The sequence below is a fragment of the Pseudotenacibaculum haliotis genome, assembly GCF_042684245.1.
In the GTDB taxonomy this organism is placed as follows: domain Bacteria; phylum Bacteroidota; class Bacteroidia; order Flavobacteriales; family Flavobacteriaceae; genus Polaribacter; species Polaribacter haliotis_A.
The window spans coordinates 37,866-57,118 of sequence record NZ_JBHULH010000011.1; the positions used below are offsets into that span (position 1 = coordinate 37,866).

At 36.3% G+C, this 19,253-nt stretch carries 14 protein-coding genes; 5 read left to right on the forward strand and 9 right to left on the reverse strand.

Annotated features, from left to right (window positions below):
* Nucleotide 1 precedes the first annotated feature (1 nt).
* Both ACFSRZ_RS13840 and ACFSRZ_RS13845 read right to left on the reverse strand, forming a co-directional pair.
* Nucleotides 2-1,234: a carboxypeptidase-like regulatory domain-containing protein gene (locus ACFSRZ_RS13840; protein ID WP_379667162.1), complete on the reverse strand. Its 1,233-nt coding sequence runs from the start codon at nt 1,232-1,234 to the stop codon at nt 2-4.
* Between the two features lie 109 nt (nt 1,235-1,343).
* Complete coding sequence (locus tag ACFSRZ_RS13845) at nt 1,344-3,362, reverse strand: M3 family metallopeptidase (RefSeq protein ID WP_379667163.1); 2,019 nt, start codon at nt 3,360-3,362, stop codon at nt 1,344-1,346.
* 217 nt (nt 3,363-3,579) lie between these two features.
* Between ACFSRZ_RS13845 and ACFSRZ_RS13850 the strand changes: the two genes are divergently transcribed.
* Nucleotides 3,580-6,738 (forward strand): LamG-like jellyroll fold domain-containing protein, encoded by a 3,159-nt coding sequence (locus tag ACFSRZ_RS13850; RefSeq protein ID WP_379667164.1) that lies wholly within the window; start codon nt 3,580-3,582, stop codon nt 6,736-6,738.
* A gap of 3 nt (nt 6,739-6,741) precedes the next feature.
* Here the strand turns inward: ACFSRZ_RS13850 and purE are convergent, their stop codons facing one another.
* From purE to ACFSRZ_RS13865, 3 genes are read right to left on the reverse strand one after another with little or no spacing between them, the layout of a single operon-like run.
* Entirely contained in the window at nt 6,742-7,221 is a 480-nt protein-coding gene (gene purE, locus ACFSRZ_RS13855; RefSeq protein WP_379667165.1) for a 5-(carboxyamino)imidazole ribonucleotide mutase, read from the reverse strand.
* Between the two features lie 3 nt (nt 7,222-7,224).
* Nucleotides 7,225-8,382 (reverse strand): 5-(carboxyamino)imidazole ribonucleotide synthase, encoded by a 1,158-nt coding sequence (locus ACFSRZ_RS13860; RefSeq protein ID WP_379667166.1) that lies wholly within the window; start codon nt 8,380-8,382, stop codon nt 7,225-7,227.
* Between the two features lie 56 nt (nt 8,383-8,438).
* The gene (locus tag ACFSRZ_RS13865; RefSeq protein WP_379667167.1) at nt 8,439-8,861 is read right to left on the reverse strand and encodes a hypothetical protein; all 423 of its coding nucleotides are present in this window, start codon (nt 8,859-8,861) and stop codon (nt 8,439-8,441) included.
* Between the two features lie 149 nt (nt 8,862-9,010).
* On the opposite strand from ACFSRZ_RS13865, the gene greA reads away from it, so the two are divergent.
* Both greA and ACFSRZ_RS13875 read left to right on the forward strand, forming a co-directional pair.
* Entirely contained in the window at nt 9,011-9,484 is a 474-nt protein-coding gene (gene greA / locus ACFSRZ_RS13870) for a transcription elongation factor GreA (RefSeq protein ID WP_379667168.1), read from the forward strand.
* A 153-nt stretch (nt 9,485-9,637) separates the two neighbouring features.
* Entirely contained in the window at nt 9,638-10,030 is a 393-nt protein-coding gene (locus ACFSRZ_RS13875) for an HIT family protein (protein WP_379667169.1), read from the forward strand.
* Here the strand turns inward: ACFSRZ_RS13875 and ACFSRZ_RS13880 are convergent.
* Entirely contained in the window at nt 10,013-11,161 is a 1,149-nt protein-coding gene (locus ACFSRZ_RS13880; protein WP_379667170.1) for a sensor histidine kinase, read from the reverse strand. The two genes, ACFSRZ_RS13875 and ACFSRZ_RS13880, sit on opposite strands and share 18 nt — an antisense overlap.
* Nucleotides 11,162-11,237: 76 nt before the next feature.
* Here ACFSRZ_RS13880 and ACFSRZ_RS13885 point away from each other — a divergent pair, with 76 nt between their 5' ends.
* A complete protein-coding gene (locus ACFSRZ_RS13885) occupies nt 11,238-12,098 on the forward strand; it encodes a flavin reductase family protein (RefSeq protein ID WP_379667171.1) in 861 nt (286 codons plus the stop codon).
* A gap of 5 nt (nt 12,099-12,103) precedes the next feature.
* On the forward strand, nt 12,104-12,469 hold the full coding sequence (locus ACFSRZ_RS13890) for a DUF3127 domain-containing protein (RefSeq protein WP_379667172.1): 366 nt from the start codon (nt 12,104-12,106) through the stop codon (nt 12,467-12,469).
* A 66-nt stretch (nt 12,470-12,535) separates the two neighbouring features.
* On the opposite strand, the gene ACFSRZ_RS13895 is transcribed toward ACFSRZ_RS13890, so the two are convergent.
* From ACFSRZ_RS13895 to pruA, 3 genes are all read right to left on the reverse strand, one after another.
* A complete protein-coding gene (locus ACFSRZ_RS13895; RefSeq protein WP_379667173.1) occupies nt 12,536-15,046 on the reverse strand; it encodes a zinc-dependent metalloprotease in 2,511 nt (836 codons plus the stop codon).
* A gap of 98 nt (nt 15,047-15,144) precedes the next feature.
* Nucleotides 15,145-17,337, reverse strand: coding sequence for a DUF5916 domain-containing protein (locus tag ACFSRZ_RS13900; RefSeq protein ID WP_379667174.1), 2,193 nt, complete (start codon nt 17,335-17,337; stop codon nt 15,145-15,147).
* A gap of 129 nt (nt 17,338-17,466) precedes the next feature.
* Nucleotides 17,467-19,095: an L-glutamate gamma-semialdehyde dehydrogenase gene (gene pruA, locus ACFSRZ_RS13905; RefSeq protein WP_379667175.1), complete on the reverse strand. Its 1,629-nt coding sequence runs from the start codon at nt 19,093-19,095 to the stop codon at nt 17,467-17,469.
* Nucleotides 19,096-19,253: the final 158 nt, after the last annotated feature.

Below are 19,253 nucleotides of genomic sequence, written 5' to 3' on the forward strand. Positions count from 1 at the left end.
GTTACTTCGTCGGCTGGTAATCTAAAGGAAGGGCATCTGCAAGCTTTTCATACCCCCAATATCCGGTTAAAAAAAGATCTAAGGGTCTCATAAGTACACCTAACTTATCAAACGGACTGTTTCTTACAAATAGAGTTACCATAGATACTTGGTAGTCTAGTTTTCCTGATCCGGGACGATAGTTGTCTTCTTCTTCTTCATTCATGTATTTGACCTTTAAATAATCGGTAAAACTTATATAGTTTACACTGTTTTGAATGAAAGTAAATTCTTTTGCAGTTAGGTTTTTCTTGATGTCAATATCGATGGTTCTGCTTAATCTGCTTTTGTTTAAAATGTCTTGTAAAGAGTCTCTTTTCGTACGAGTAGATAGATTGCTGTCTCCAAGATTAATGGTAACTGTTCTATTATTAGAGGCAATGATTCCTAATTCTCTTCGCGCTTTTTTAATAATAGAATCGTGAGGTCTGGCTGGGTTTGGGATTTTCTTAAAATGATCTACTACAAAACCTTCCTCTTTCATCTTCCCATTTACGATAGATCTAAAGAAGTGCATAGTAGAACCTTGATAAGCAACTTGTCTTTTTTTAGCCCATTTTCTTTGTTTTCGTTTAGATCCTTTTAATTTTTGATAACGAGTATATCCTAAGTATTCAATATTTCTTGGAGTTTGTTTAAAGTGAACTAAATCATAAGTAATCAAATACCCTAATCCTTTATGTCTAATTTGAATAGGTTTGGAAACGGAGGCTTCTAATGTTCTAGAAAATCTGTCAAAGTCAAAGTCAATCACATCTTCGTTTAAGATTTCGCATTCACTGGCAAGATTTGTTTTTCCTAAGAAGTTTCTCTTAAACTGTCTCATAAAATAGGCTCTGTCTTCTTTAGACATTTTCTTCTTTTTAGAAATAACAACTTCATCTAACATATTGGTCTTTGCAACCATTGTAAAAACCAATCGTTTGTTGGGGGCATCTTTTTTAAGAGGATGTTGAATTGTTTCAAATCCTAAGAAACTTATGATCAAATCGTAATTTCCGTTTCCAACAGGTAGTTCAAACTCTCCATTCTCATCAGTAGTTGTTCCTATAGAAGTATTATTCAAATACACCGCAGCTCCTTCTAAAGCTACCTCCTTTGAAGTAAGTACTTTACCTCTAACCGTTCTTTGAGATAGAAGAGTAAAAGAATGAAAAACTAAAACGACAAACAGTAAAAATATTCTTTGTTTCATTAGCCTACTAAAATTTTAGTAGCTAAGATACTAATAAAAAACATCTCTACTAATTTTTTAGTAGTTTTAACATTTAAAGGATAGTATGAGAAAATAGAAGTGCCTTCTCTTACAAGAGTCCGGCTCTTTTTAACAAAGCATCAGGTTTAGGCTCTTTTCCTCTAAAGCGCTTGTATAAGGTCATTGGTTTTTCAGTGCCTCCTTTACTCAAAACATGATCTTTAAATTTATTGGCAGTTTCTTTATCAAAGATCCCTTTCTCTTGAAATAGTTCAAAAGCATCTGCATCCAATACTTCAGCCCATTTGTAAGAATAATAACCTGCAGAATATCCACCTTGGAAAATATGTGAAAAAGCAGTACTCATACAATTCTCAGCTACATCAGGATACAGTTTTGTAGGAGCAAAAGCATTCATTTCAAATTCTTTTACCGATGGAATTTCTTCTGACGATTCTTTGGCATGCCAAGACATATCTAACAAACCAAAACTCAATTGTCTTAGTGTTTGCATTCCTTCATGGAAGCTTGCAGATTCTTTGATCTTTTCTACATACTCCATCGGAATCATCTCTCCGGTTTCATAATGCTTTGCAAACAACTCCAAGGCCTCTTTTTCGTAACACCAGTTTTCTAAAACCTGACTTGGAAGTTCTACAAAATCCCAAGAAACAGATGTTCCGGATAAACTATTGTATGTTGTGTCTGCCAAGATTCCGTGTAGTGCATGACCAAACTCATGGAACAAGGTAGTAACCTCATTAAAAGTTAGTAGAGAAGGTTGAGAATCTGTAGGCTTGGTAAAATTACAAACGATGGAAATATGAGGTCTGTCATTAATACCATTTAAGATCTGTTGCGATTTGTAAGAAGTCATCCAAGCTCCATTTCTCTTTCCGGATCTCGGATGGAAATCTGCATAGAAAACAGCTACAAAATCACCTTGTGTATTTTTTACATGATAGGTTTTTACATCTTCATGATACTTATCAATATCAAAGACCTCTTCAAACGTAAGATCGTATAACTTATGAGCAATGGTAAAAGCTCCTTCTATTACATTTTCTAGTTGGAAGTAAGGTTTTAGTAATTCTTGATCTAAATTGAAGAGTTCTTTTTTAAGCTTTTCAGAATAATAAGCGCTATCCCATTTTTGCAACTGATCAATATTATCCAGCTTTTTTGCATAATTCTCTAGATTGCTGAATTCTCTTTGTGCTGCGGGTTTTGCTTTTTCCAATAAATCATTCAGAAAAGAAAGAACTTTCTCCGGTGCTTCCGCCATTCTTTCTTCTAAAACAAAATGAGCATGTGTTTTATACCCTAAAAGATTAGCTCTTTGATGACGAAGGGTAACAATATCCAATACAATCTGTTCATTATTGTTTTCATTCTGCTGAAACCCTTTTTTACCACTGGCAATTGCTAGTTCTTTTCTCAATTCACGATTATCAGCATAGGTCATAAAAGGGATATAACTAGGGTAGTCCAGCGTAAAGATCCATCCGTCTTTTTCTTTTTGAGAAGCGGTTATTTTAGCTGCCTCTTTCACTCCATCAGGTAAACCTGCAAGATCTTTTTCATCAGTAATATGCAATTCATAAGCATTGTTGTCTGCAAGAACATGCTCTCCAAATTGCAATGACAACTTTGCCAATTCTGCATCAATCTTTCTTAGAGAATCTTTATCAGCCTCATTTAAATTCGCTCCATTTCTAGCAAAGCCTTTGTATTGCTTTTCTAACAAAGTATTTTGCTCCGGTGTTAGATCTAATGAATCCTTTTGATCGTAAACAGCTTTTACACGTTGAAACAATTGAGTATTTAAGATCATATCATTTTTGAACTCGCTCAACCAAGGAGAAATGTCTTTTGCGATCTCTTGGATCTCTTTTGAAGTTTCGGCAGAATTCAAATTAAAGAAAATGCTACTTATGCGATCTAACTTCTGACCTGTATAGTCCAATGCCTCGGTAGTATTTTCAAATGAAGGAGCATCAGAATTGTTAACAATCTCGGTAATCTCATCTTTCGTCATCTGAATTGCTTGCTGAAAAGCAGGCTTGTAATCACTAACGCTAATTTCTGAAAATGGTGCTGTATTAAAATCTTGTAAAAGTGGATTCATAGTCAAAATTAATGAGCTGTAAAGATACATCATTATAGAATGTAAGATGAGGACTTTTTCTTCAAAAAAGCGGTTCAGCTTTAACGAGGTAAAACGACACTTAAACGATGAAAACCTACTCTTCAACTAAAAGGCTAGTATCTTTTGAAAGGATAAAAATAGTTTGGTGACTTTTTAGGGAAACATGTGTCTACTTAAATAGAACACAATAAGATTTATGGGGAATAAAAAATTACTTTTTTGGGGAATTATCTTGTTGGGGACTATCAATAGTTTTGCTCAGACACCTTGTTCATCGGGGTTTCAGGGGAATGGTGTTGATGATTACATTACGATTCCCAACACAGATGCAATTAATTTGCAAAACACAAGAAACAGAACAATCGAGTTCTGGTTCAACACATCGGATATTACAACCAGACAGGTGCTGTATGAAGAAGGTGCACAAGTAAATGCTTTGTATATTTTTTTAGAAGGCGGTAGAATTTACTTAGGAGGTTATAGAGATAATGCTTCTTCTGCGGCAAACAGACGTTTGTTTCGTTCAGGTGATGGAGATATAGAAGCCAATACATGGTATCACGTGGCATTGACTTTAGAAGATACAACTTCACCAGATCTTACGTTTAAATGGTTTTTAAATGGGGAAGAGCAAGACTCTCAAGATGGATTGCAGATCAATACGCACTCTGGAGACGTCAGTTTTGCTAGAAACGGAGGAGAACTTAGATTTCCTTCAAGTTTGGTGTCTAACTGGACAGCAAGCTCTGTAGGAGGATCTACTTCGGAAACCTATAATAATACTTTTACGGGGTCTGATGGAAACGATTACAATTACGCCGGAAACATTGCCTTATTCAGAATTTGGAATGTGGCGAGAACGCAAGCAGAAATTGATACCAATAAATCTGTCTTTTTAACTTCAGGAACCGATTTGGTGGCGTATCTTGATCAAGATCAGATCATTTATCAACCGGATGGAGGAACTTCTGTTTCTGCCTCAGCTCAGATTAGCGGAACAGAACAATTTACTGTGATTCCTAACACAGATGCAATCAACTTGCAGAATACAAGAAACAGAACGGTTGAATTGAGATTTAACCCTACCGATATTACAACAAGACAAGTGCTATATGAAGAAGGAGGAGGTGTAAATGCCATTACTGCTTGGATTGAAGACGGAAGAGTGTACTTAGGTGCTTATAGAAATAATGCAGGAGCAGCAGCTGATCGTAGATTTTTTAGATCTGCCGCAGGAACAATTACAACCGATACTTGGTATCATATAGCAATCACTTTAGAAGATACAGCTTCTCCCGATCTTACTTTGAAATGGTTTTTGGACGGAGTAGAGCAAGACTCTCAAGATGGATTGCAAGTGAACACACACAGTGGAGACGTAAATGTAGGAAGAGGAGATGGAGCTATTCGTTTTCCAGATAATTTAGTGTCGGGTTGGACAGCTAGTTCTGTAGGAGGGTCCACTTCAGAAACTTATGATGACTCGGCATCATCAGATGGAAATACAAATAACTTTACAGGAAGTATAGATCTGTTTAGAATCTGGAATGTGGCGAGAACGCAATCAGAGATAGACACCAATCAAAATACACTGCTAACTTCAGGAACTAGTTTGGTAGCCTATCAAGAAGGAACACAGATCAATTACCAACCTAATGGCGGATCATCTATCACTGAGATGGTAAATGCTAATGGGGTGTTTACTTGGGATGGAAGTTCTTCTAACGTATGGACAACCACAACAAACTGGACAGGAGATAATGCACCTGATGCTACACGAAGACAAACGGTGACCATAGCTGACGGGACAAATGATCCGATATTAACTACAGAAGTTAGTGTAGGAAAGTTAATTGTTAACTCAGGAGTAGAGATTGTTATTCAAAACAACGCTACGTTGCACATATATTACGAGTTAGAGAACAACGGAACGATTACAGTAGAAGACGGTGGAGCATTGATCTACCATAGTTGTGAAGCTCCCATCAGTGGGTTAGGAACTTTCAATGTGAATAGAAACTCTCCATCATACACAGGAGAGAAGTTTTTCTCTTATTGGAGTTCTCCGATAATAGAAGCTGATGCAGATCCAACAGCAATCTTTCCTGCCAGTCCTATTATTTATTCATTCAATTCTAGTGTTCCGGATGCTACTTGGGCATTCAATGGAACAACTAATTTAAAACCTGCTGTTGGTTATGCGGTTCGTTCGGAAACTTCAGGGAGTTTTAGTACAACATTTATCGGAAAAGTGAATGAGGGAACAATAGCTGTCGAAACATTTTTCAACACCAATGAAGAAAGTACCGATCCGGGAAATGTGTGGTCTACAGAAGGAGATAATTTGATTGGAAATCCATATCCTTCTGCAATTAACTGGGATTTGGTAATTCAAGATCCGGATAACAGTCACTTAGAGGGAACCATTTATTTTTGGGATCAAAACACAGCAGAAGTTGGCGATAACAATGTAGCAGATTATAGACAGTATAATTTAACAGGAGGAGCTTCTAATACGGCAACAGGGTTTATAGGGTCTGGCCAAGGGTTCTTTGTACGATCACTCTCTTCAGGAACCGTTAGATTTAAACCTACCCACCAAGTAGCTGCAAATAATAATCAGTTCTTTAGAAATGGAAATCAAGAGAAAAAAGAAGGACGTTCGTGGTTCTCTTTAAGAAAAGAAGAAAAATTTAGTTCTATGCTGGTTGGGTTTGTAAAAGGAGCTTCCAGATCATACGATAGATTGTATGATGCTCCTTTTGATGTAAACAATACCACCTTAGGATTATTTTCTTTGGTTGAAGGAGACAAACGAACTTCTATTCAAGGATTGCCACCTTTGAAAAAGAAGAAAAAAGTAGTAAAATTAGGATATGTTGTAGATGAAGTTGGAGAATACACGATCCAGTTAGATGAAGAACATATTGATGATGAATATTACATCTATTTAAGAGATAGACAAACCAAAACCTCGATAGATATGAGAAGTACTTCTTATACATTTCAAGTAGATAGCATAGGAGAAAATCTAACAAGATTCAGATTGATCTATACCAAGAAAAAAAGAAAGAAAGCACAAACAAGCAGAGAGGAAATTGTAAATGAGGAATTATTGGATATTACTGATCTGACAACTTATGTGAATAGAGACAAGCACTTGATTGTTGAGTTGAATAGTATTGATGATGAAATTGAAAAGGTAACAATGTTCAACATTCGAGGATCGAGAGTCGCATCTTTCTTACATTCACAAACAAAGAATGTAGCTGCGTTAAGAAGAGGTATTTATATTCTAGCAGTTGAACTGGAGTCTGGAAGAACAATGACAAAAAAAATAGCGATTGTTGATTAATCGCTATTTTTTTACTCTTTCTGAGGCTTTATTAACTTTCATCTTTAAGCCTTCTTTGTAAGCTATGATCTTATCAAGTACACATTTGTCTGAAGCTCCGATAATTTGAGCAGCTAAGATTCCTGCATTCTTTGCTCCGTCCAAAGCAACCGTAGCTACCGGTACACCTCCTGGCATTTGTAGAATAGACAGAACTGAGTCCCAACCATCAATAGAATTTCTGCTTTTTACGGGAACACCAATTACAGGAAGTGGACTCATAGAGGCTACCATTCCCGGTAAGTGTGCAGCTCCACCGGCACCAGCTATAATTGCTTTGATACCACGAGTGTGTGCTTTGGTAGCATAATCGAATAATTTTTCAGGAGTTCTATGCGCCGAAACGATGTCTACTTCAATTGAAATATCGAAGCTTTCCAAAATATCAATTGCTTCTTGCATGATTGGAAGATCTGAATCGCTTCCCATGATAATTCCTACCATAACTTATTTACTTATTACTTTGATTGTTTCTTTTACTTGTTGAGCTATTTCTCTTGCCTTAGCAACATCTTTATGTACAATGGTTACGTGTCCCATTTTTCTGAAAGGCTTGGTCATTTTCTTTCCGTAGATATGAGGAGTAACACCATCGATCTTTAAAATATCTTCAATATGCTCATACACAACATCTCCGGTATGACCTTCAGCTCCTACCAAATTTACCATAATTCCTGCAAGTTTACTATCTGTATTTCCTAAAGGTAGGTTTAAGATACTTCTCAAGTGTTGTTCAAACTGACTGGTGTAACTTGCTTCAATACTATAGTGTCCGGAGTTATGTGTTCTTGGAGCTACTTCGTTAACTAAGATCTGATCATCTTCGGTTTGAAACATTTCTACTGCTAACAAACCAATAAAATCAAAAGAATCTGCAACTTTTAAAGCTACATTTCTTGCTTTGTCGGCAATAGCATCTTCAATTCTTGCCGGACAGATCACATATTCAACCTGATTAGCTTCCGGATGAAATTCCATCTCTACCACAGGATATGTTTTGGTTTCTCCATCCTTATTTCTAGCAACAATTACCGCCAATTCGTTTTTAAACGGAATCAACTTTTCAGAGATACACTCTACATTGGGTAACTGTTCCAAATCTTCTAAAGACCTAACAATCTTAACACCATTTCCGTCATAACCAAATCGAGCACTTTTCCATACGAAAGGGAGTGTGATCGCTTCGTTAGAAACAGAATGTTTCAATTCTTCCAAAGAAGTATATCTTGAAAAATCTGCTGTTGGAATCTGATTGTCGGTATAAAATAACTTTTGAGAGGCTTTACTCTGTATAATTCGAAGATCTTTAGGCTTAGGATAAATTTCCAATCCTTCACTTTCCAATTTATCTAGCGCATCAATGTTTACATTTTCGATCTCAATGGTTAACAAATCCACTTTCTTGCCAAAATTGTAAACCGTTTCAAAATCCAACAGGTCACCCTGATGAAATTCATTACAGATCTGAGCACAAGGTGCTTCTGCAGACGCATCTAAAATTACAGTGTAAATATCGAGTTTTTGAGTTTCAGAGAGGAGCATTCTACCTAGTTGGCCTCCACCTAGGACTCCCAATTTAAAATCTGAAGAGAAGTAACTTTTCAAATCTAGTTGTGTTGAAATGAGCTACAAAAGTACAAATTCTATTTACTAGAAAGCGATTAAAAATTAGTGATTCTCAGAATTGATCCATTTAGGTTTTCAACTAGATATTCTTTGGCAAAACAAGTAACACCTTCTGTTAATGGAGCACCATTTAAAATGTTGAACTCAGAATCGTCACATTGACATAAGATTCTTAAGTTAGAATCAACAATCATTTGCGAACAAGAAGATATATTTTGCCCAGGACATAACCTGTCGAAAGCTTTGAATTGTACTCCGTTTATGTTGTAGACAATCAACCCTTGATGCCCTCCATTTACATAGGCCCAGCCTCCCGGAACCTGAAGATCAATAAACTGCGGTAAATCTAAGTTTACAGATGTGTTTACACTAATAAAAGGTAAGCAATCATTATTATTGGTATTAGATGTACAACCTAAAAATATAATTGTAAGGAGTAAAAATGCCGCTTTCTTCATGAGGTCTTCTTTAGGGATTTCTAGTAAAACGAAGGCAATTTACAAATATTTTGTACATTTGTCTTGTAAATCTCATTCTGTAAAAAGGCAATGAGATTTTTTGTTTATAGGACGAAGTTGCTTTGAGTGACTAAGAAAAATGGAAGATTATGAGTAATGTATCATATTATACACCGGAAGGATTAAAGAAATTAAAGGATGAGTTAGCTCATCTAGAACAAGTAGAAAGACCTAGAGTTTCTCAGGAGATTGCAGATGCCAGAGACAAAGGCGATTTGAGTGAGAACGCAGAATATCATGCAGCAAAAGAAGAGCAATCGTTATTAGAAACCAAGATTGCAAAACTTAAAAATGTGGTAGCTAATGCGAGAATTATTGATGAATCTCAATTAGATACTTCAAAGATATTGATTCACTCTATAGTAAAAATCAAGAATTCGGCTAATGGAATGGAGTTTAGCTACACCTTGGTAGCAGATTCTGAATCAGATGTAAGAAACGGTAAACTGTCTGTAAACTCGCCAATTGGAAAAGGGCTTTTAGGAAAAGAAGTTGGTGATGTTGCAGAAATTCAGGTTCCTAATGGAATGATGACATTTGAGATTTTAGAGATCACAAGATAACAAGCAGATAAAATTGTAAGAAAACGCTTTCCAATCGGAAAGCGTTTTTTATTTTTATCAAAACTCATTGTCTTTTCGAGCAAAATCAAGAAATAACATTTTAGAGATTTCTCTATAAAATCGAAATGACATTAATTAAGAAACAAACATATCATGGCTACCATATTTACCAAAATAGTTCAAGGAGACATTCCTTCCTACAAGATTGCAGAAGACGAAAATTTTTATGCTTTTTTAGATATCAACCCTAATGCAAAAGGGCATACATTGGTAATTCCTAAGCAAGAAGTAAATAAGATTTTTGATCTGGATAAAGATGCTTACTCAGGGCTTATGGATTTCTCATACAGAGTAGCAAAAGCTATTGAAAAGGCTATTCCTTGCGAACGTGTAGGAATGAGTGTAATCGGGCTGGAAGTGCCACATGTGCATGTACATTTGATTCCTATCAATTTTATGGATGACATGCGATTTATCAAAAAAGAAAAGCTTTCTCAGAGTGAGTTTGAAGCTACTGCAAAAGCAATCTCAGACAGCTTTGTCTAAGAGAATTTGAAAGCTTGTTCCTTTTCCAATCTCAGATTTCTTTACAAAGATTTTCCCTTTGTGATAGTCTTCAATAATTCGTTTAGAAAGAGATAATCCCAATCCCCAACCACGTTTTTTGGTGGTAAACCCGGGTTTGAAGATCTGTTTAAATTGAGATTTCGGAATTCCTTTTCCGGTGTCACTTACTAGAATTTTAATTCGTTTGGCATCAGATTCGATATGAATAGAAACACTTCCTTTGCCTTGCATGGCATCAATGGCATTCTTAATGAGGTTTTCTATCACCCAACCAAAAAGTTCTTCATTTAATTGAGCATTGAGTGTTTCTTCTGATGAAGAAAAACTAAACTGAATTTGTTTAGAACTTCTAGATTGTAAATAATCGTAGGCTTTTTTTGTAAGAGATACCGCATTTTTTTTCTTCAGTTCCGGTAACGAACCTATTTTAGAAAAACGATTGGCAATGGTATTCAACCTATGTACATCATTCTCAATTTCTCCTACGTATTTGTCGCTTATATTTTCTGTTTTTAGAATAGCAATCCACCCTAATAAAGAAGATAAAGGAGTTCCTATTTGATGCGCCGTTTCTTTAGCCATTCCGGTCCATAACTTATTTTGCTCGGCAACCTTATTGGAAGTAAACATCATATAAATGACTGCTAAAAATAAGGTTAGGATTAATATGAGAGCTAATGGATAGTAGGTGAGTTTTCCTAGTAGATCGGAGTTTCTGTAATAAACGTATTGTTTCTGATTTCCCAAAAAGACAATTTCAATAGGTTCATTCTGCTCCTTCATAGTTTTTAACTGTCGTTCCAGATATTTTGTATCAAGAGCCTTTATAGAATCTAAATTTTGATAGTCTAAGATGCTCCCATTTTCATCAGTAAGAATCAAAGGGATGTTCTTAATCTTTTCAAAAACCAATGTTTCTATGTTTAACTCTCCACCGGAATTTTTGCTAACTTCTTCAATTGCTTGGGCATAAATTTCCATTTTACTCTTTTCATCACTCTTAAAAAGTTTGAAAAAACTATAGGTGTTCCAAAGGATCATAGAAACGATAACAATGGAAATAAAGATGGCAATTCGCTTAAGAATAAGTGTGTTTTGAAAAAAACTCATCAAACAAATATAAAGGATTCAAATCTATAACTGATTTGTAAAATTGATAGTATCTTTATGCATCAAATTTTTTTACATGCCATCTATTGATCCAAAGGAAATTTCAACAGGAAAATTACATGCGTACTTACTTGGAGCAGTAGCACCAAGACCAATTGCTTTTGCCAGTACTATAGACGAAGAAGGAAACCCAAACCTGTCGCCTTTTAGCTTTTTTAATGTATTCGGATCCAATCCGCCTATTATGATCTTTTCTCCTGCAAGAAGAGTAAGAGATAATACAACCAAACATACATTGCAAAATGCAGAAGCAATCAAAGAGGTTGTGGTAAATGTGGTGAGTTATGATATTGTGCATCAAATGTCTTTGAGTAGTACAGAATATCCTGATGGAGTGAATGAATTTATCAAGGCAGGATTTACGATGTTACCTTCAGATAAGGTAAAGCCATTTAGAGTAGCAGAATCTCCGGTGCAATTCGAGTGTAAGGTAAAAGACATTATTTATACCGGAAGTGAAGGAGGAGCGGGAAATCTAATTATGTGTGAAGTTGTGAAAATCCATATTCACGATGATGTTTTGGATGAGAACGGGCATATAGATCAATACAAGATCGATCTGGTAGCCAGAGCAGGAGGAAGTTATTACTCAAGAGCACGAGAAGGCTTTTTTGAAATTCCGAAACCCATTGCTACACTTGGAATTGGAGTAGATGCCATTCCTGATAACATACGAAATAGCAATGTGTTAACAGGAAACAATTTAGGGATGTTAGGAAATGTAGAATCATTGCCTTCTCAAGCGGATGTTGATAACTTTGCAAAAGATCACCCAAATTTTGTGGGGATTGACGAGGGAAAAAAACATACATTTGCTCAAGAATATTTAGATAAAAATGATGTAGAAAGTGCTTGGAAAGTACTTTTATTAAAATAGAAATTATGGAAGTAATAGGAAAGATTAAATTGATTGGAGAAACCCAAACTTTTGGATCAAACGGATTTAGAAAGAGAGAAATGGTTGTGACAACTGACGAGCAATATCCTCAGATGATTATGATCGAGTTTGTACAGGACAAAGTAGATTTATTAAATAGCTATTCTGTAGGACAAGATGTAAAAGTATCTATCAATTTAAGAGGTAGAGAATGGATCAACCCACAAGGAGAAGCTAAATATTTTAATTCTATCCAAGGATGGAGAATTGAGAACTTAGCTCAAGCAGCTCCTCAAGATTTACCACCAGTAGATCAGTTTCAGCCGGCTCCGGATTTAAGTAGTGACGAACCGGACGATCTACCATTCTAAAAAAACAACAGATAAAAAATAAAAGCCTCGCATTTGCGAGGCTTTTTCATTGGTAAACTATCTAAATTACTTTGGATCCAATGCTTTGTCAATTCTAGCAATAGCATCCTGTAAGTGATATCTTGTAGTAGTATTTGGTGCTTTAGAGATGTTAGCTCTAATGTCACGCTTCAACCTGTTCAATTCACCTCTTACCATTGCTCTAATATCAGATTGGTCAATGTTTACAGTACTTTGCTTGAAGTATCCTGCATTTGCTCCTCTTTGATTTTGAGCTCTGTTTAATAAGAAATCTAAACGGCTAATGTGCGCTCTTTGTAAATTTCTTCTGTAAGTGTCAATTGTTCTTCCGTTGTATAACTCACCCCAAACTCCTTGACGTAAATCGTAGAACATTGTTGTAAGCTTGTATGCTTTGTTTCCGTTCAATGTTTCGTTTTCGATCATACGAGCCATTCTTCCGGCATTCAAGATGTTGTTCAAAGCTCTAGCTTGCATTCCTCCAATTCTCTCGATAGCTCCAGAGAACTGAGTTTTGCTAAAGATGTTTTTATCTAACATCCATTTTGGAGTAGCAAACAATTCTTTGTTGATGAAACGTAAAGCTTTTCTTTGGTGATCTTTGTCAACGTGAGTATATACAGCTCCTTCTTGATCAGCAGTTTTGTAGTGCTCATACACACCACCAACGTTAGCCGCAACGTGCCCCATATAACGGTTGAACTGACCCAATACTTGTCCGTACATAGTAGCTAACTCATCATAGGTCTCACCTTTTTTGGTAGTCCATCTTTCTAAGTTAGGTAAAATACGCTTTAAGTTTTTGATTCCATAAGCACTAGCTTTCATAGCGTCGTCTCCTAAATCTTCAGTTTGTGAACTAGGATCGATAACTCCTCCAGCTTGTTGGTGTCCGAATCTGTATAAAGGATCTCCTGCTTTTTCAAGAATCCACTGATCTAAGATTGGCTTTTCACCTTTAGCAGACTTGTCTAAAATAGGACGGTATCCCCAGCTAATTGCATACTTATCGTATGGTCCGATGTTTGGCATTAAAGCAACACCTTTATCTTCTGGTTGCGCTACGTAGTTAAAACGAGCGTAATCCATAATAGATGGAGCTGTGCTGTATACTTTAGTAAAGCTAGCAGAACGTAAAGAATCTACAGGATAAGCAGAACTAGATCCCATGTTGTGTGGTAATCCTAATGTGTGTCCTACTTCGTGAGAAGATACAAAACGAATCAAACGACCCATTACTTCATCTTTAAACTCATTAGATCTTGCTTCTGGGTTAATAGCAGCAGTTTGTACAAAGAACCAGTTGTGTAATAAAGTCATTACGTTGTGGTACCAGTTGATGTCAGATTCTAAGATCTCTCCTGAACGTGGATCACTTACGTGAGGTCCGTTTGCATTAGGAATTGGAGAAGCTAAGTAACGTACTACAGAATAACGTACATCTTCTGGAGACCAATCTGGATCTTCCTCTTTACTTGGAGGGTCTTTTGCAATGATTGCATTTTTGAAACCAGCAGCTTCAAAAGCAACTTGCCAGTCCTCGATTCCTTGCTTGATATACTTTCTCCATACTTCAGGAGTAGCTCTATCAATATAGTATACGATAGGCTTCTTAGGCTCTACTAATTCACCTCTCTTAAATTTCTCAATATCTTCGTCTTTTACTTCTAATCTCCAACGATCTAAGTAAGTAACTGTTTTACTCTTTTGAGCATCTAAACCGTAATCTGTTTGACCTCTTGCAAACCATCCTACTCTTTCATCAAAATAACGACGCTTCATAGGTACTTTTGGTAATAAGATCATAGAGTTACTCATCTCTACAGAAATAGACCCTACACTTGGGTTAGAAGGAGGTCTGTTAGCTACGTATGTTTTTACGTGACGTAATTCTACGTTTTGTGGGTAGCTGCTTACTCTTTCTATATAAGAACGAGATTTATCCATTCTACTAACTCTATACTGAGTTCTTCTGAACTGAGGTAATCCCATTGCTTTGATATCAGAAGTAATCATAGGAGAAGCATCAATAACAACTCCGGTAGTATCTTTGTTAAAAGCTTTGATTGGGAATGAATATAGTACTGGCTCAAAGTTAGAGTTAACAACAGCTTCGTGTACAGGAAGTACAGAGTCTGCAACTACAGTATGAGAAACAACTCTTAAAAGGATTTGCTTTCCTTTGCGTTGCCAACGCAATACTTGTGTGTTGGTTTTTCCTCCACCAAACCCAATTCCGCTTGCAGTTTTAGCAATTCTGGTAACCATTAACATCTCTCTTCCTAATAAAGAATCAGGAATTTCAAAAAGATATTTTTGATCTTTTGAGTGAACCTTGAATAAACCGTCATCGGTTTTCATATCCTTGGTTACAACCTTTCCATAAGGCTGGATACCACCCTTTTTCGGAGCAGGTCTTTTTGGTTTTGGTTTCGCAACTTGCTCGGTTTTACCCTTTTTATTTTTCTTTCTTTTCTTGCGTTGTGCTTCCGCATCTATTGCAAGTCCAAAGACAAATAAAACAACAAGTATTCTTGAGATTGTTTTACGTATCATAATAAACTATTTGTTTGTGATTAATTTTAAAGTTTTCGAAATTACGTATTCTAGTACCAGTACTTTCTTAAATAAATGTTAAAGGGAATCTATAAAACTTAGATATTCAACCAATAAGTGAACTTCAAGTTGATAGATCTGAATCTGGGGCTAAAAATATCTGTGGCATAATTGTCATTATATACCAGAAATAAGTCTGACAATGGTGCCACTCTCCATTGTAGTCTGGTATTAACGCTAAAGTTCTCTCGTTGTGTGCTGTACTGTAAAAAGGTTGCCCAAAAGATGTTCTTTGTAAAAGTAACGTCAAATCTGGGGCCTATCAACCAAATAGAAGCATCCGGATATGGATCGGGCAAATCAATTTTGTCGTAATTCAAACGGATAGACCCTGAAAAATAAGGTTGAAGTCTAACCGTCATGTTGGCTTCCAGTGAATATCTGTTTCCGTTAAAGAACCCTCCAAAGGAAGGGTTAATCCTGTAAGACACGGTTTTTCTTTGGTCAGATCTAAAAGATATTCCAAAGTTGGTGTAGTAATAATTTTGATCGGCAGGTAAAGGAATTGCTCCATCTGTCCCTGTGGGATCGAATTCGCTAAACAAACGAACAAATCGATTGAACATCTGTACACTCAATTCAGCATTATTCTTAAAACTTGCTCTCCATCTAGAGATGACATTGTAATCAGAATTCAAATAATCTAACTCAGGTCTCCATATATAAATAGGAGTAACAGAAAAACTATGACGTTGGATGTTTCCTTTTTCAGGCCAAAATTTTAATTCAAATTCAGGGTTGATTTTAAAAATGTCTGTTCTTCTGATGAATCCCAGGTCAGAACGAAAATCATCAGCAACATACACACCGCTTAAACGAACACCCAATCGCCTGTTGTTAAACTCAGTTCGAAAACCTGCGGTAAAATCTTTGGATGTAACTCCCGGAGAAAAGGATTTATGGAAAAAGTATTTACCACTCCAAGTATTATCTTTTGAAGCTAGTGTATAATCCACCCCTAAAACTCTGTTGTACTTATCTTCTTCAGCTAGGAAATCATAGTCCTTTGTCGTTTGCTTGTTGATGAACAAAAGGCTGATATTTGAACGGCTGAACACTTTTTGTTGCAAAGAGATCACAGCATTGTTGACTGAAGGAATCTCATTAGCTACATCTTCATCGGTTTGCATATTTAAGAACCCTAAACGTAGATTGTTGTTTAGCTTTCCACTTAAACGAGCTCCAGCAATGATCTTATTTTCTATACTATTTCCATCGGCATCACTTGCTATTCCTATTCTTCTTGAAAAGAAGGGGTTGGCATCACGACTATCGCCAAAATCTCCAAAGAGATCACTGTTTTCTATAAAAAATTGTCTCCTTTCAGGAAGCCCAACCTCAAAACGAGTTAAATTGGTTACTTGTCTGTCTACTTCTACTTGAGAGAAATCCGGGTTGATGGTCAAATCCAGATTCAAACTGTTGGCAATTGTCATTTTTGCATCTGCTCCAAATTTAAAGTCACTGATGGTTTCTCCGGTTTCGTAATCCTTTCCTGCTATTCCATTAATATATGGTATGACAGATATAGGTGATTTAGATTTTCCTAAAGGCTTTTCAAAGATTATATCTCCCATATAAGCCAAGTTGAAAATAAATTGGTTTTGTGGGATGTTAACCCATGTATTTCGCTCGTTGTCTTGCGTGTCGAAATGATAACTGTTAAAACGCCAACGAGTTTCTCCTTCATTGTACTTAAAAGCGTACAGTGGAATTTTCCATTCTAGTACATAATAGTTATCATGAATCTTAGATTCGCCATACCACTTTGTGTCCCAAGCGCCATTAAAACCTCTTAAATCGTTTCCTCCTCCCGAGAGCAAAATCTCTCTTCGAACACCATAAGGATTAGATCCAAACAAAAATGCGTTGGTTCCATCATTAAAAGTGTCAAACATTAATGTGATATTATCGCTACCTCCGGCTCTGAAATCTCTACGTAATGAAGGAACAATAAAGTCTTTCCCTTTGGCGTGCACTTTGATTCCGACATAAAGGTTTTCGTCGTCGAATAAGAATTGAATTTCTGCTTGTCTTTTGGCTCTAGCTGTATCGCTAGGGAAGTATTGAAAGAAATCAGTTGCCGGTCGTACTAAAGACCATGAATTTTCATCCAGAACTCCATCTATTTTAATTTCTTCGTCAATGTACTTGACATGAACAGTTTTTTTGTTGATTTGAGAATATCCGCAAAAAGCAGTTAAAAGAAATAGAAAAATTAAATTTTTCATTAAGAACGGTTGGTATTTCTGCCAAAAGTACAATAAATAAAAAAGGAGCTATAAATTTTATAGCCCCTTTTAACAATATTATAGAATGCGTTAAAATTTGGATTTCCTTAACATTAACGCCTGTAGTTCTTATTCTCCTAAGAACGGATATCTGTAATCAGTTGGAGAAACAAACGTTTCTTTGATCAATCTAGGAGATACCCATCTTAATAAGTTTTGTGCAGAACCTGCTTTGTCATTGGTTCCTGAAGCTCTCGCTCCTCCAAAAGGTTGTTGTCCTACAACAGCACCTGTTGGTTTGTCATTGATGTAGAAGTTTCCGGCACAATTTTCTAAAGCTTTGGTTGCTTCAGTAACCGCATATCTATCTGTAGAGAATACAGCTCCAGTTAATGCATATTCAGAAGTTCCGTCTACTAATTTTAAAGTTTCACTCCAGTCAGCATCTTCGTAGATGTAGATCGTAACAACAGGTCCAAATAATTCAGTACACATTGTCGTGTATTTAGGATCTTTTGCTAAAATCACTGTAGGCTCAACAAAGTAACCTTTAGATTTATCGTAATTACCTCCGGCAAAGATCTCTGCATCTGCATCGTTCTTAGCGCCATCAATAAAAGAAGCTAACTTATCAAAAGACCCTTCGTGAATTACAGCAGTAATGAAGTTGCCCATATCTTCAGGAGATCCCATTTTGAATGAAGCGATATCTTCTTTTACATAGTTTAATGTTTCTTCTGCGATAGATTTTGGTAAGTATACTCTAGAAGCTGCAGAACATTTTTGCCCTTGGAACTCAAATGCACCACGAGAAATTCCTGTAGCTACTTGTTTTGGATTTGCAGATGGGTGAGCAATGATAAAATCTTTTCCTCCTGTTTCTCCAACAATCTTTGGATATGTTTTGTAGTTGTGAATGTTCTCACCGATCTTTTTCCAGATCTCTTTGAAAACAAACGTAGAACCTGTAAAGTGGATTCCTGCAAAATCAGGACTAGCCAATACAGTATCGGTAATCATTACAGGATCTCCATATACCATGTTAATTACACCATCTGGTAATCCGGCTTCTTTGAAAATATCCATCAATACTTTAGCTGAGAAAATTTGGTGATCAGAAGGTTTCCAAACAACAGTATTTCCCATCATAGCTGCACTTGCAGGTAAGTTTCCGGCAATAGCAGTAAAGTTAAATGGAGTAATTGCGTATACAAATCCTTCTAAAGGTCTGTACTCTACACGGTTCCAAATTCCTTCAGCAGAATCAGGTTGCTCATCATAAATCTGAGACATGAACTCTACGTTAAAACGTAAAAAGTCGATGTACTCACAAGCAGCATCGATCTCTGCTTGGTGAATGGTTTTAGATTGAGCGATCATGGTTGCAGCATTGATCTTAGCTCTGTAAGGTCCTGCTACTAACTCTGCTGCTCTTAAGAAGATAGCAGCTCTTTGTTCCCAAGGCATTTGAGACCATTCTTTTCTAGCTTCTAAAGCTGTAGAAATAGCATCTTCAACATGAGACTGCTCTCCCAAGTGATACTGTCCTACTACGTGTTGGTGATCATGAGGAGGAGTCATGTTTCTTGTATTTCCAGTTCTGATCTCCTCAGAACCAATATACATTGGAACATCTGCACTTCCGTTAAAATACTCTTTGTATTGCTTTAGAACAGCTTCTCTTTCAGGTGTTCCTGGAGCGTATGATTTTACAGGCTCGTTAATGGCTGTGGGTACATGAAAAAAACCTTTTCCCATTTTGTATGTTTTTAATTTGTAATCGACTAATTTTGGTGTCGCGAAGTTACAATATTTCATACAATAAAGTGAGATGTAACCAACAAAGACATAACGAATTAAAAGATTCAACAAATTTTTCCTTTTCTAAGGAAAATCAAAAAGCCTAAAAGCAGTCT

Coding starts and splice junctions, on each gene's coding strand:
- ACFSRZ_RS13840 (WP_379667162.1), bottom strand. CDS start 1,234: ATGAAACAAAGAATATTTTTACTGTTTGTCGTTTTAGTTTTTCATTCT.
- ACFSRZ_RS13845 (WP_379667163.1), bottom strand. CDS start 3,362: ATGAATCCACTTTTACAAGATTTTAATACAGCACCATTTTCAGAAATT.
- ACFSRZ_RS13850 (WP_379667164.1), top strand. CDS start 3,580: ATGGGGAATAAAAAATTACTTTTTTGGGGAATTATCTTGTTGGGGACT.
- purE (WP_379667165.1), bottom strand. CDS start 7,221: ATGGTAGGAATTATCATGGGAAGCGATTCAGATCTTCCAATCATGCAA.
- ACFSRZ_RS13865 (WP_379667167.1), bottom strand. CDS start 8,861: ATGAAGAAAGCGGCATTTTTACTCCTTACAATTATATTTTTAGGTTGT.
- greA (WP_379667168.1), top strand. CDS start 9,011: ATGAGTAATGTATCATATTATACACCGGAAGGATTAAAGAAATTAAAG.
- ACFSRZ_RS13875 (WP_379667169.1), top strand. CDS start 9,638: ATGGCTACCATATTTACCAAAATAGTTCAAGGAGACATTCCTTCCTAC.
- ACFSRZ_RS13880 (WP_379667170.1), bottom strand. CDS start 11,161: ATGAGTTTTTTTCAAAACACACTTATTCTTAAGCGAATTGCCATCTTT.
- ACFSRZ_RS13885 (WP_379667171.1), top strand. CDS start 11,238: ATGCCATCTATTGATCCAAAGGAAATTTCAACAGGAAAATTACATGCG.
- ACFSRZ_RS13890 (WP_379667172.1), top strand. CDS start 12,104: ATGGAAGTAATAGGAAAGATTAAATTGATTGGAGAAACCCAAACTTTT.
- ACFSRZ_RS13895 (WP_379667173.1), bottom strand. CDS start 15,046: ATGATACGTAAAACAATCTCAAGAATACTTGTTGTTTTATTTGTCTTT.
- ACFSRZ_RS13900 (WP_379667174.1), bottom strand. CDS start 17,337: ATGAAAAATTTAATTTTTCTATTTCTTTTAACTGCTTTTTGCGGATAT.
- pruA (WP_379667175.1), bottom strand. CDS start 19,095: ATGGGAAAAGGTTTTTTTCATGTACCCACAGCCATTAACGAGCCTGTA.